Origin of the sequence: Thioalkalivibrio sp. ALE23 (genome assembly GCF_000378545.1) — a bacterium.
Taxonomy (GTDB): domain Bacteria; phylum Pseudomonadota; class Gammaproteobacteria; order Ectothiorhodospirales; family Ectothiorhodospiraceae; genus Thioalkalivibrio.
On the sequence record NZ_KB900032.1, the window covers coordinates 440883 to 454276 of the forward strand.

Sequence of the window (13394 nt, forward strand, 5' to 3'; positions counted from 1 at the left end):
GCCAATCCGCCCCCGGCTACAACAAGAAGACCACCAAAGGAGACAACAATGGAAGCACGCTTCATTCGCCGCAGCGCGATGACGATGGCGGTCGGCCTGGCCCTGGGGGCCGCCGGTACCGCACAGGCCACCAACGGCTACTTCGCCCATGGCTACGGCATCAAGGCCAAGGGCATGGGCGGCGTCGGCATGGCCATCTCGCAGGACGCCTACGCCCCGGGCATCAACCCGGCCGGCATCGCCGGCATGGAAACCCGCTTCGACGGGGCCCTGACTTACTTTCGGCCCGAACGTTCGTATGAGGCGGGCCAGCCCGGGCAAGCGGGGACCTTCCCTCTGGCCCCGGGCGAGGTCGAGAGTGACAGCAAGAACTTCTTCATCCCGTCGCTGGGTTTCGTCCAGCAGATCGATGAAGACCGCTCCTGGGGCATCGCCTTCCTCGGTAATGGGGGCATGAATACCGATTATCCCGCTTTCGACAACGAATTTTGTCAAAAAGATCCTAATACTCCGACCAATACGGGGCCGTTTTGTGCCGGATCGGCCGGGGTAGACCTGGAGCAGCTGGCGATCATCCCGACCTATGCGCAGCGGTTTGCCGACGGCCGAGTGAGCGTGGGCTTCAGCCCGATCATCTCCTATCAGCGGTTCGAGGCGAAGGGGATCCAGACTTTTGCAGATCCTAATGTTGGCAACATGTCGGAGGAGCCGGAGAACTTCTCCGGCAATGGCACGGATGACTCCTGGGGCTACGGCGCGCAGATCGGCATCCAGGCCGAGGTCGCGGAGGGCGTGCGCCTGGGGGCCAATTACCGCTCCAAGATCCGCAATTCCGATTTCGACGACTATGCCGGGCTGTTCGCCGAGGGCGGGTCGTTCGACATCCCGTCGACCTGGGGCATGGGCGTGGCCTGGGAGGTGACCCCCACGGTGACTCTGGTGGCCGACTACCAGCGCATCAATTACTCCGACGTGGACGCGATTTCCAATGACGGGCCGACGGCCGACGATTTCGGCCAACCTGTCTTCGGCACCTCCGACGGGCGCGGTTTCGGATGGGATGACATCAACGTCTACAAGATCGGTGCCCAGTTCGAGCTGCCGAACGACTGGCAGGTACGCGTGGGTTACAACCGCGGTGACAATCCGATCGATTCGGACCAGGTGACCATGAATATCCTCGCGCCGGGGGTGATGACGCATCACTACACCGCGGGCTTCACCAAGTCGTTCGGCGACCAGCACGAGCTGAGCTTCGCGGCGATGTACGCGCCCAGCAATTCGGTCTCCGGATCGAACGCGTTTGATCCGGACCAGGACATCGAGATCGAGATGAAGCAGTACGAGCTGGAGCTGGGCTACAGCTACCGCTTCTGAGGTCGGCCCGTCGATCCACCGGCCCCGGGGTTGCGGCCCCGGCCGGGGTCGACGGCGATGTCCCGCTTCCCATTGATCGAAGGAGCAGTACCCATGTCATTGTTTCATCGCAAGCCGCTGCAAGCTGGTGGCTCGACCGGGATCGTCCGGTCACTGACGGCCGGGCTGGTGGCCGTGACCCTGATGGCCGCGGCGGCGTCCGCCACCGCGGACGAGTATCGCCCGTTCGTGCTGGCCTGGACCGACGGCGGGGCCGGCGTCTCCGAGGTGGCCGACGAGGCGCGCGAGCGTCTGGAGGGCGCGGATTTCGAGATCCTCGGTGAGTACGATGTCACCGACTCGGCCCGCGTGCTGGTGGCGACCAGCGACGACCTGCTGGAGGCGGCCGCCTCGCATGACCGTGCGGCTTATATCGCGCCGATGCGTGTCGGCATCACCGAGGTCGACGGCGAAGTGCAGGTCAGCTACACGCATCCGGTTTACTTCCAGCACGCCTATCGTGTCGAGGTGCCGCTGGACGGTGTCGCGGCGTCGCTGGAAGAGGCCCTCGGGGCCGAGGAGACCTTCGGCCACGAGGACGGCAAGAGCCAGCGCGACCTCAACCGGTATCGCTATGCGTTCGGCATGGAACGTTTCGACGCGCCCTACGAGCTTGGCGGCCGGGGTTCGCGTGCGGAAGCCCTCGAGGTGCTGAGCGCAGGTCTGGAGGAACGGGCCGGCGGTGTCAGCGAGGTCTATCGCGTGGATATCCCGGGGCGCGACGCAACCCTGGTCGGCGTGGCGATCCGCGTCGCGGACGGGGCCGAGGAGGATGCGTCCGATCGCAACGCCCTGGAGACGGTCGACGTCAATGCACGTCGCCACACCGCCTACGTGCCCTACGAGGTCCTGGTCAATGGCGGCGACGTGGAGGCGCTCCACATGCGCTTTCGCATGGCGCTGCATTTCCCCGACCTGAGCATGCTGGGGTCGAACAGTTTCATCCAGCTGCGCAGTGCCCCGGGAGCCGTGGAAGAGGCCCTGCAGGAGGCCGCCGGATTCGCGTCCTCCGGCTTCCAGTGGGATGACTGAATCCCGGCCCGGGAAAAACCCCTGGTTGCACTCAAGAACCCCGGTCCGCCGGGGTTTCTTACGTAGGGGGGCCGGGGTTGTTTATCCTCCCCGTTCACTCGCGGCAGGAAGCAGGCCATGAAATCAATGAAAATCGCCAACATGGGCGAGATCCGCAACGAACTCAACAAGTACAAGAAGGGTCGCAAGCTGGACATCCATCAGTTCAACCAGGTCGCGCGTCAGGCGTGGCTCGGCAAACTGGTGATGCAGCCGCTGGACCTCGAAGATCCCGAATGCAAGGCGTTCCTGGTGTTCGTGCAGGAGCCCGAGGAGCTGGCGCAGCATTTCCTCGACACCGACCAGGAGCTGCTGGGCGGCATGCACATCATCGACGGCCAGCAGGCCGAGGCGCTGGTGGATATCATGCGCACCGGGGTCGAGGAACGGGCCAAGCTGTACGAGGATCTGTCGCGCTCCGACTTCTATTTCCGTTATTTCTACAAGCCGGGGAACGATGACAAGGATCAGGAGCAGCAGGGCGACGCGGCCGCCGGCCAGCCGTCGGAGGAATAAGGCGCGATGACGACCCCGGCCGCTCCGGAATGGATCGATGCCGGGGAGCGGTCGGCGACGGAGCTGCATGCCCTGTATACCGGGCTGGCGGCGTCCACTCCGCCGGACGCTCCGCCCCGGGTACTGTGGGCGCGCTCGCGCGAGGCGCATGTCTCGGTGGGCGGCAGTCAGGACCCCGAAGCCGACCTCGATCTGGACCACTGTGCCGCGCGTGGCATCCCGGTGGTGCGGCGCCCCCTGGGCGGTGGTTCGGTATGGGTGGATGCCGACCAGGACTGCTTCTTCGTGATCCGGCCGAGCCGTGTCCTCAAGCGCGGCCCCCGGCATCTGTTCGCGCAGGGCCTGGCCATGGCCGTGGACGTGTTGCGCGAGCTGGGCCTGCAGGGGGTGGAACCCCGCGGGCAGGATGTCTGGGTGCAGGGCCGCAAGATCATGGGTACCGGTGCGGCCACCCTGAACGAGGGCTCGGTATTCGGCGCGAGCTTTCTCGGACGTTTCCCGGTGGAGGATTTCCTCGCCTGCGTGCGGGCCCCGAGCGAGGGGTATCGCGAATGGCTGCGCCCGGTACTGCAGGCCGGCATGACCGACTGCGCCGGGGAGCTGGGGCGGGCGCCGGATTCCGCGGCCCTGCGCGACTCGCTGCGCCGGGTCACGGAACGCCGCTTCGAGGCGCCGCCGGTGGAGGTGACGCCGGACGCGGCGACCCTGGAAGCATGGCTGGCGGCCGGCTACGAGGAACTGGACGATCTCGCGGACGGGGATGCGCGCCCGTCCGTGCCGGAGGGGATCCGGGTCAATCGTGACAATCACGTGTTCGAGACACGGGTGGCCTGCGGGCGCCTGCGCCTGCACGTGGAAGGACAGCACATCGCCCGCGTCTGGTGCGAGGACCCCGCAGTGGACCGCGTCCTCGGCGAGCGCGTGGCGGGCGAGCTGCCGGAGCGTCTGCATCTGCGCTCGCGCCTGGCCGGCTGCCTCGACCCTGCGGTGGCCGATGCGGTCAGCGCCCGCATCGATGCGCTGTACCGCGGCATCGCCTGAATTTCGAAGGAGACACCGAGATGGCCGAACCGACGATCCAGCGCCGTCTGGAAAAGCGCATGATCCTGATGAGCCGGGACGGCGAGATGACCGAGCGCCTGCGGGCGCCGTTGCCCGACGACTGGCACATGGAGGCGACCACCGATCTGGAGGGTCTGGGAGACTGGAACGAGGTCCTGCTGTATCGCTTCCTGCTGCTGGATCTGGACGAGATCGAGGCCTTCGATCCGCTGGACGTGATCCGCACTCTGCGCATGGAATACCAGATCAACCTGCCGGTGTTCTGTTTCGGCGGGGATGCGGACATTCGTGACGAGATGCGCCTGGCGCGCGCGGATCGCTTCTTCGACCGGGACGAGATGGTCGAAAAGCTCCCCGAGTTCATCCGCATGTACGACTGGGGCTGAGTGCCCCGTCAGAAAGAAAGGCCCCAACAGAAAAGGCCCCGGGCTCAAGCCGCGGGGCCTTTTCGCTTCGTCGGTCCGCGTGTGCCGCGGAGCGGCGAATGGCGCGGCCTTCAGCCGATCCAGGCGTGCTCGAGGACGTCGATCCGGATCTTCTGGTGGTAGGTCTCGCCGTTGCCCTCGATCTCCAGGTCACCCATGCGGGTCCCCGCAGTGTCGTAGCTGAACTTGCAGTCGAAGCTGCCGGGCAGGGACACGCTGCTTTCGCAGAGGGTCTCGCCCTCCACGGTGAAGCGGCACTGCGCGGTGCCCGAGCCGTTCAGCATGGCCTGCAGGCGGAATTCCTCGTTCACCGGGCGACGGTACACTTCCGGGTCGCGATTCGGGTTGTACTGCAGGTTGTTCAGCTTGACGAGTTTGACAAGTTTCATTGCGGGTCCTCTATTTACGCGCTGAATCCGAGTGAACTGGTTGGGTATAATCAAACCCGAAATCATACAACAATCCCCGCGCGATGACGATTCCGGGGTGCGCCCCCCCGGGAATGTGCCCGGAATCGTCATGCGACGCGACATACCAGGCGGCCTACAGGAGCCAGCATGAAGAACCTGATCAACCGCATGCGCGGAGTGGAACGCGACGTCATCGACAAGCCCGGCCAGGATGGCAGCCAGGGCGGCGCGCCCTTCTACAAGCCCCAGGCCGACGAGGTCGAGATCTTCCGGGCGGCCTATGCCAAGCGCCTTCCGGTGATGCTCAAGGGGCCGACCGGCTGCGGCAAGACCCGGTTTCTGGAACATGTCGCGCATACCATCGGCCAGCCGCTGGTCACGGTGTCCTGCCACGAGGACCTCACCAGCTCGGATCTGGTCGGGCGTTTCCTGCTCGAGGGCGAGGAGACCGTCTGGCAGGACGGGCCGCTGACCCGCTCGGTCAAGGAGGGGGCGATCTGCTACCTCGACGAGATCGTCGAGGCGCGCACCGACACCACCGTGGTCATCCACCCGCTGACCGACCACCGCCGCCAGCTGCCGCTGGACAAGAAGTCGCAGATCATCGATGCGCACGAGGACTTCATGCTGGTGATCTCCTACAACCCCGGCTACCAGACCGTGCTGAAGGACCTGAAGCCGTCCACCAAGCAGCGCTTCGTCGGCATCCACTTCGATTACCCCTCGGAAGAGGTCGAGCGCGAGATCGTCGCCAAGGAATCCGGCGGCCTGGACGCCGACCGGGTGGAGAAGCTGGTGGCCGCCGGGCGCAAGGCGCGCGCGCTGAAGGACCACGGGCTGGAAGAGGCGACCTCCACCCGTGCGCTGGCCTATGCCGGCGAGCTGATGCAGGCGGGCCTGAGCCCGCGGGTGGCGTGCCGCGCCGCGATGATCGCGCCGATCACCGATGACCCCGAGCTGATCCAGGCGCTGGAGGAGATCTTCGACGCCCACTTCCCCGAGTCGGAAGCCGCGTGAGCGAGCAGGCCCGCAACGACGGGGGCGCGAACACCGAGGCCGAGGATCTCGTCGAGATCGAGGAGATCCTGCAGCACCTCGAGGACATGAGCTTCGTCGCCCACCGCGACGCGAAGGAGGCCCTGCCGGCGATCCGCGAGTTCGGTGCCGGTCCCGCCCGGCGCTGGATCGAGACCGCGCGCGACCTGTTCTTCCATGACCGCGAGGCCGGCAAGAGCTTCATGCGGCATTCCGCGCGGATGGCCGAACACGTCGGCGGCGTGGAGCCGTGGCGTGCACAGGCCGCCGAATTCGCCCGCTGGGTGAATTCGGCCGATGCGCTCGAGGGGTTCATGAGCCAGGCCGACCGGGTGTTCGCCGCCTGGGGCGAGGACGGCGAGCGCGAGTGGTACGCGACCGGTCTGCGCTGGTGCGAGCGCAGCCTGCCGGACGCGCGGGCCTATTTCGAGACCGATTTCGACAAGCTCGCGGCCGGTCGCGGCATCGAGGGGCTGCGGGCCCTGATCGACCCGGCCGAGACCCTGTTCGACGAGCGCGGCCTGACCCTGGACTGCTACCTCGAAGGGGCGCCGATCGCGCGCAACCTGGTCGGCGATGGTGGTCTGCTGTCCTGGGCGCGGCGCGGGGCCGACCTGCTGAAGGCCGGGCGCTCGCGCGGCGAGGCGTATTTCCGCCTGGAGAGCGACGAGAGCCTGAAGCTGCTGCTGGACGCGCTGCCGGGGTTCCGTCCGCGCATGCACGGACGCTTCCTGCGGCTGGTGATGCTGGCCTGGCTGGACGCCGACATCCCGCTGGCGGATTCCAGCTGGAAGCCCGGCGAGGGCCGGCCGATGCTGGAGACCGACGGCCGGCGGCTGTTCATGCCGGCGGTGATGGACTCGCGCGAGGAGGCCCTGGTGGCCACCCAGCACGCCGCCGCCCATCTGGCCTACGACACCTACGCCCTGTCCCGCGTGGAGCGCCTGTTCGAGCGCGCGGGCAGCGAGCACCCGCCGCTGGACGACCGCTCGCGCATCACCTGGCGGCCGCTGTTCGCCGCCTTCGGCGAGCGCATGTTCCGTTTCCAGATCCTGTTCGACCTGGCCGAGGACCTGCGGGTGAACGCCCGGGTCGCGCCGCGCATCCCGCGCTTTCTCGAACGGCTGGTGCGGCTGGCCGAGGCGTACGAACGCCCGGCCGAACCGGCCGGCACGTATTTCGATTTCGCCCTGCGGGCGCATCGGGCGTTGCTGGAGGGGCGCGAGCCGGAGGATCCGCGGCTCGCGCGCATGCTGGCGCCCGATGCCGACGTGGTGACCGCCTGGGAGGTGGCCGAGGAGCTGTTTGCCGACGGGGCCTTTCCCGAGATCACCATCGAGGAACGCGCCGAGGCCTACCTGCCCGGGCTGTCGTTGAACGCGGCGCTGCCGGTCTATCCCCAGCGCGAGCGTAACGGCGAGCTGGCGGACTTCCGCGACCACGAGGCGCACGACGAGCACAAGTTCGAGCACGAGAAGCAGGAAGAGCAGCCGCAGCAGGCCCCGGAGGACGCACAGAAGGACCCGGACGCGGACATCCAGACCCCGCAGCAGGAGACCTCCGGCACCGGCGGGCGGATCGGCACCGGGATCCCGCAGCCGGCCCAGGTGGCCAAGCGCGCGGCGCCGTACACGCCGAAGAAGGACGGCATCCTGTACCCCGAGTGGGACTACCGCGAGCAGCGCTACATCTCCGACTGGGTCAACCTCTACGAGCGCGTGCTGGACGACGAAGAGCCCGACCGCGCGGCGGAGATCCTCACCCGGCATGCCGACACCCTGAAGCGCCTGACCCGGGGTCTGGAGATGCAGCGCCCGATGCGCCCGGCGCCGCTGCGCAAACAGATGGACGGCGACGAGCTGGATACCGAGGCAGTGATCGATTATGTCGCCGACAAGAAGGCGGGGCTGTCGCCCAAGGCCTTCATCTACCGCCGTCGCGCGGTGCAGCACCGCGACACCTCGGTGCTGATGCTGGCGGACATGTCGACCTCCATCATGGCGCGTCATCCGGGCGGGCAGGGCAAGATCGTCGACCGCGTGCGCGAGGGCATGATGCTGTTCGCCGAGGCCATCGACCGGGTCGGCGATCCCTGTGCGCTCGCCGGGTTCGCCTCCAAACAGCGCGATCAGGTCAACTATTACTGGCTGAAGGACTTCAACGAAGACCTGAGCGCCACCGTGCGCAACCGCATCGCCGGGGTCTCCGGGCGCCTGGCCTCGCGCATGGGCGCGGGCATTCGCCACTCGCTGGAGGCCTTCCGGCGCAGCTCGGCCCAGCGCCGCCTGCTGCTGATCCTGTCCGACGGCCGCCCGGCCGACTACGACGACGGCGGCGATCAGCGCTACCTGCACGAGGACACGCGCATGGCCATGAAAGAGGCGGTGGACGCCGGCGTGCACCCGTTCTGCGTCACCCTGGACCCATCCGGCTCGGAATACCTGCCGGCGATCTTCGGCCCCGGCCACTACACCATCATCGACCACGTGGACGAGCTGCCGCGCCGTCTGCCCGAGATCTACCTGAGGCTGCGCCACCAGTGAATGCCACCCCCGAAGCCGCCCCCGAAGCCGCCCCCGTCGCTGCCCCGGACGCCGCATCCGGTCCGGCGCGCCGCCACGCGACGCTGCTGCACGCCCCGCGCTATCGCGGGCACAGCTACGGCGACAACCATCCGCTCGGCATCCCGCGGGTGTCGCTGACCATCGACCTGATCGAGGCCTATGACGCGATCACGCCGGCGGAGATGGCGGTCACCCGCCGCGCGCAGCCGGCCGAGCTGGAATGGCTGCACACCCGCGAGTATGTGGCCGCGATGCAGCGCGCCGAGGCGCTGGGCAAGGTGTTCCAGCGTTACCGCGATCGCCACAACATCGGCAACTTCGAGAACCCGTTCTTCGCCGGCTTCTTCTCTACCCCGGCCACGGCCACCTATGGTTCCATCCAGGGTGCCGAGGTCGTGCTGGAGGGCGGCATGGCCTTCAATCCGGCCGGGGGCATGCATCACGCCGCCCCCGACCAGGCGCGCGGCTTCTGCTACTTCAACGACTGCGCCCTGGGCATCATGCGCCTGCGCCAGGCCGGAAAACGGGTGCTGTACCTGGATATCGACGCCCACCATGGCGACGGTGTGGAGGCGGCATTCGCCGACGACCCGGACGTGCTTACCGTGTCCCTGCACATGGATACCGAATACGGCTATCCGTTCCAGGGCGGGCGCATCGAGGACACCGGCCGGCTGGGCAACGCGGTCAACCTGCCGCTGCCGAAAGAGACCAACGACACGGAATTCCACAGCGCCTTCAGCCGCATCTGGGAGGCGGCGCGTACCCGGTGGCAGCCGGATTACGTGGTCGTGCAGGCCGGCACCGATGCGCTGCTGCCGGACCCGCTGGGCAAGTTCGGCATCTCCACCCAGTACTTCCTCGCCTGCATCGACGACGTGATCGAGACCAGCCCCCGCCACGGCGACGGCACGCCGAAGCTGCTGGTGCTCGGGGGCGGTGGTTACCACCCGCTGGCCCTGGCCCGCTGCTGGACCGGCGTGTGGGCGCAGCTAAGCGGTCGCGAGCTGCCCGCCCGGCTACCCGAGGCGGGCCAGGCCCTGCTGCGCGAGGTCGACTGGGACATGGACGAGGAAGAGGAGTGGTACGACAACCTGTTCGTATCCCGCCTCGACGCGGACCGCAGCGGCCCGGTGCGCGCCGAACTGGAACAGCGCCTGGAGCGGCTGTTCGCGACCCATCCCCTGCTGGTGCTTTCCTAGCGCACGTCGACCACGCGGCTGGCGCGCTGGAAGCGAACGTGCCAGCCCTGCCAGGCGGGCAGTTCCCAGCGCTTCGGGTCGTCGCGGCGGTTGCCGTCGATCTTCTCCGCGGTGACGGTACGGCGGGCGACGTCGTAATGGATGCGCATGTGCAGGCCCGAGAGCCGCACCTCGCGCGGATAGCGGCGATCGAAGCGTTCGCGTTCCCACTCGGGCACGCCGTCGAACGCGAGATCCTCCGGTTCCAGCAGGGCCACGTCCTCATCCGATTCCACGCCCAGGGTCTGCAGGCGACGGGCCAGCCAGTCACGGGCGTCCGGGACCTCGCCCTGCTCGAAGCCCAGTGCGAGATACAGCGCCCAGGCGTCCAGGTCGTCGCGCAGGCGCGAGCCGGCGGAGGCGAGCAGCTGGTCCTCCAGGATCAGCGCGGCCAGTGCCTCGCGTGCCGCGGCGCCTGCGGGGCGGGTGCGGTCGCTGCGCAGTACGCGCCCGGCGTGCCACCAGTCGCGGCGGACCACCAGTCCGTCGGCGGACCATTCGGGATCGGCGATGGCCGGCGTGGCCACCCCCGCGTCGATCAGGGCATCGGGCTCCAGCGGCGCGAGCACCGTGGCGATGGTGCGGGTGTCGCGGGTGCCCTTGCCGGGCAGGCTGTGGCTGTCGAACACCACGGCCGCCTCGGCATCCTCGGCCAGCAGCGAATCGCGACCGATTTCCGCCTCCTCGCCGCCGTTGCCCAGCGCGAAGCGGCGGCGCTCGCGGCGGACGAAGGCCAGCTCGGGGGCGGCGGCGACCGCGGCGGTCAGGGCCCGCGGCGCGGTGGCCGCGAGAGATTCGGACTCCGGCTCCTGCTGCGATTCCCGGGCGGGCAGGCCGGCCAGCTCGCGCACCTGACGGGCCAGATGGCGCGCCTCGCGGCGTTCCTCCCGGCGTATGCGAACCCCGTCGGGTGCGTGGCCGCGCACCGCGGCGACCCGCAGCGTCGCATCACAGGCCCGGCCGAGGGCGGCGACAGCCTCCTGCCGTTCGCGTTCGTCGTCGGGCGGCACCGCGACCGCGCGGCGGCTGCCGAGGGCGCCGGCGAGATCGGCCATGAACGCGGCCGTGGCCGCATCCGGCATGGCCAGCACCAGATGGGCCAGCGCGGTGTCCACCGGCAGCGCGAACAGGCGTCGGCCGTGCGCGGTGGCGCGGCCATCCGCGTCGATCGCGTGCATCGCCCGCAACCGGTTTTCGGCGCGCTCCAGGGCCTCCTCGCGCGGGGGATCGGGGAATGCGAGTTCGCCCGCCGGGCGGTCGCAGCAGGCGGCTGCCAGCACGGGTTCGGTGAGGTCCTCGCGCTGCAGCTCCGGCGGGGTGTTCGCGGCCAGCGGGGCATTGCGCCCCCACAGGCGCAGGCACAGCCCCGGCGCGGTGCGGCCCGCGCGCCCGCGGCGCTGCTCCGCGCTGTCGGCGGCGATCGCCTGCAGCGCGAGTACGGTGCGGCCGTTGCGCCGTCCGGTACGGCGCTCCAGACCGCTGTCGACCACGGCGGTGACCCCGGGCACGGTCACCGAGCTCTCGGCGACGTTGGTGGCGAGGATCACCCGGCGTTCCTGCCCCGGCTGCAGGGCATGGCGCTGCGCCTCGGCGCTGGCGCCGGCGTGCAGCTCGATGCAGGCCACCGGCTCGTCCTTCAGGGTCCGGGCCGCCGCGGCGATCTCGCCGCGCCCGGGCAGGAAGGCGAGGACATCGCCGTCGGTGCGAGCGAGTGCGGTGCGTACGCCTTCGGCCACGCGCGTGGCCAGGTCCTTCGCATGGGGCATCGCCTGCGGGTCCGCGGCGAGGTGTTCCAGCGCGACCGGCCAGGAACGGCCGGGGCTCTCGAGACAGGTGCCGCCGAGATCGCGGGCGAGGCGCGCGCCGTCGATGGTGGCCGAGGTGATCACCAGGCGGTGGCGTCCGGTCTCGGTCAGCAGGGCGTAGAGCAGGTCGGTGTCCCAGCGGCGTTCGTGGAACTCGTCGAGGACCACCACCGCGAAATCCGCGAGGCCGTGGTGCGCCAGCCATTGCAGGGCCATCCCGGGGGTGGCGAATACGATCTGCGTGTCGCGATCGCAGCGCACCTCGCCGCGCACGGCGAAGCCCGCCTCGCGCCCCGGCTTTCCGCCGAGCAGGCCGGCCACCCAGTGCCCCAGGCTGGTGGCCGCCACTCGGCGGGGTTCCACCACCAGCACGCGCCCCTGTTCCCGCGCCCACACCGGCAGGCGCGTCGACTTGCCCGAACCGGTCGCCGCCGATACCACCACCGGACCGGCGGCCAGCGCCGCGGCAAAGTCCCCGTGCAGGGCGTCGATGGGCATTTCTTCGCTCATGCGGGCGAAGTGTCCACACAGCGACGGGCCGATCAAGCCCGCCAGGCGTGCGGTGGCGGGCCTGGCGCTCAGTCTGACGGTGGGCGGGGCCTGGGTCGGCTGAGGCCGGGTCCGGGGAAACGCCGCTCCGGCGTCCGATGGCGGTCACTCACGCGACTTGCGGGCCAGGGCGTCCTGCTGCTGCTCCAGTGACAGGTGCTGGTGGACATAGTCGCGGGCGTCGGCGGCCGAGGGGTGTCCCTGGTCGGCCGCGCGCGAGAACCATACCCAGGCCTCGACCGGATCCTGTTCCACGCCATGGCCTTCGGCCAGGAAGATGCCCAGGTTGTACTGCGCCTGCATCTGCCCCTGGCGGGCCGCCAGCCGGTACCAGTGGGCGGCCTCGCGCTGGTCCCGGGCGATCCCGTGACCGCGGTCCAGCAGCACGCCCAGGTTGGTACGCGCCGCGGGATGGCCGTCATCGGCGGCGACGCGATACCAGTGCGCCGCCTGCGCCGGATCGCATTCCACTCCCTTGCCGTCGCGGTACAGGTTGCCGAGGCGGGCGGCGGCCTCGCCGTCGCCGTCCTCCGCGGCCTGGCGGTACCAGCGTACGGCCTCGGCCAGATCGGCGATCACGCCGTGGCCCTGTTCCAGCAGCCGGGCGAGGTTGCAGGCCGCCCCGGCATGACCGGCGCCGGCGGCCCGTGCGTACAGCCGGCCGGCTTCGGCGGGGTCGGCATCGAAGCCGCGGCCGGTTTCGTATGCCACCCCCAGACTGTTCAGGGCATCGGGATCGCCCTGTTCGGCGGCTTTCTCCCACCAGGCGACGGCCTCCGCGGCGGCTTCCGGGGTGACTTCGCTGGCGAAGCGCAGAACGCCCAGGTTGTACTGGGCGTTCGCGTGACCGGCCTGCGCCGCGCGGCGATACCAGGTCTCGGCCTCCTCCGCGGGATCACCCTCGGCGACCCCCTGTTCGGCCAGCAGGCCGAGGTTGAAGCAGGCATCCGGCAGGCCCAGCTCGGCTGCGCGTTTCCAGTGCTCGCGGGCCCGCTGCACGTCCGATTCGACGCCCAGGCCGCTGGCGTACAGCACGCCCAGGCCAAGATGGGCGCCGGCATGCGGTCCGTCGGCGCGTTCACTCCAGATTCGGTGAGCTTCGGCAAAGTCGCCGCGTTCCAGGGCCTCGAAGCCGGCTTCGTCTTGCGGTTCGACGCCCGTCTGCGGGGCGTGTTCGGGGTCTTCGGGGGCGGTCATCTCGGGCGGTATTCCGGGCGGCACGATGGGGCCGCCAGCTTCGCAGCATTCCGGGGCTGGCCGCAAACGATCGGGGGGGACGCAGGTCGGGCACCCTCCGTCT

11 protein-coding genes are annotated in these 13394 nt (G+C 69.3%); 8 read left to right on the forward strand and 3 right to left on the reverse strand.

What is annotated here, in order from left to right; translation table 11 throughout:
• Positions 1-48 precede the first annotated feature (48 nt).
• From F573_RS0105775 to F573_RS0105795, 5 genes are all read left to right on the forward strand, one after another.
• Positions 49-1377: an OmpP1/FadL family transporter gene (locus F573_RS0105775; RefSeq protein ID WP_019021798.1), complete on the forward strand. Its 1329-nt coding sequence runs from the start codon at positions 49-51 to the stop codon at positions 1375-1377.
• A 93-nt stretch (positions 1378-1470) separates the two neighbouring features.
• Positions 1471-2448, forward strand: a complete 978-nt coding sequence (locus tag F573_RS0105780; RefSeq protein WP_019021799.1) for a hypothetical protein — start codon at positions 1471-1473, stop codon at positions 2446-2448.
• Between the two features lie 117 nt (positions 2449-2565).
• Positions 2566-3003, forward strand: a complete 438-nt coding sequence (locus tag F573_RS0105785) for a hypothetical protein (RefSeq protein ID WP_026279531.1) — start codon at positions 2566-2568, stop codon at positions 3001-3003.
• A gap of 6 nt (positions 3004-3009) precedes the next feature.
• Positions 3010-4044, forward strand: a complete 1035-nt coding sequence (locus F573_RS0105790; protein WP_019021800.1) for a lipoate--protein ligase family protein — start codon at positions 3010-3012, stop codon at positions 4042-4044.
• 20 nt (positions 4045-4064) lie between these two features.
• Entirely contained in the window at positions 4065-4451 is a 387-nt protein-coding gene (locus F573_RS0105795) for a hypothetical protein (RefSeq protein WP_019021801.1), read from the forward strand.
• Between the two features lie 110 nt (positions 4452-4561).
• On the opposite strand, the gene F573_RS0105800 is transcribed toward F573_RS0105795, so the two are convergent.
• Positions 4562-4879: a hypothetical protein gene (locus F573_RS0105800; RefSeq protein ID WP_018870306.1), complete on the reverse strand. Its 318-nt coding sequence runs from the start codon at positions 4877-4879 to the stop codon at positions 4562-4564.
• A 168-nt stretch (positions 4880-5047) separates the two neighbouring features.
• On the opposite strand from F573_RS0105800, the gene F573_RS0105805 reads away from it, so the two are divergent.
• Genes F573_RS0105805 through F573_RS0105815 form a run of 3 tightly spaced genes read left to right on the forward strand, consistent with a single transcriptional unit; the run spans position 5048 to position 9701 of the window.
• Positions 5048-5917, forward strand: a complete 870-nt coding sequence (locus F573_RS0105805) for a CbbQ/NirQ/NorQ/GpvN family protein (protein ID WP_018870305.1) — start codon at positions 5048-5050, stop codon at positions 5915-5917.
• Entirely contained in the window at positions 5914-8478 is a 2565-nt protein-coding gene (locus F573_RS0105810) for a VWA domain-containing protein (RefSeq protein WP_019021802.1), read from the forward strand. The genes F573_RS0105805 and F573_RS0105810 overlap by 4 nt, the downstream gene beginning before the upstream one ends.
• Positions 8475-9701 (forward strand): acetoin utilization protein AcuC, encoded by a 1227-nt coding sequence (locus F573_RS0105815; RefSeq protein WP_019021803.1) that lies wholly within the window; start codon positions 8475-8477, stop codon positions 9699-9701. The genes F573_RS0105810 and F573_RS0105815 overlap by 4 nt, the downstream gene beginning before the upstream one ends.
• Here the strand turns inward: F573_RS0105815 and F573_RS0105820 are convergent.
• Positions 9698-12043 (reverse strand): helicase-related protein, encoded by a 2346-nt coding sequence (locus F573_RS0105820; RefSeq protein WP_019021804.1) that lies wholly within the window; start codon positions 12041-12043, stop codon positions 9698-9700. The genes F573_RS0105815 and F573_RS0105820 overlap by 4 nt on opposite strands.
• 156 nt (positions 12044-12199) lie before the next feature.
• On the reverse strand, positions 12200-13291 hold the full coding sequence (locus F573_RS0105825; RefSeq protein ID WP_019021805.1) for an SEL1-like repeat protein: 1092 nt from the start codon (positions 13289-13291) through the stop codon (positions 12200-12202).
• Between the last annotated feature and the right edge of the window lie 103 nt (positions 13292-13394).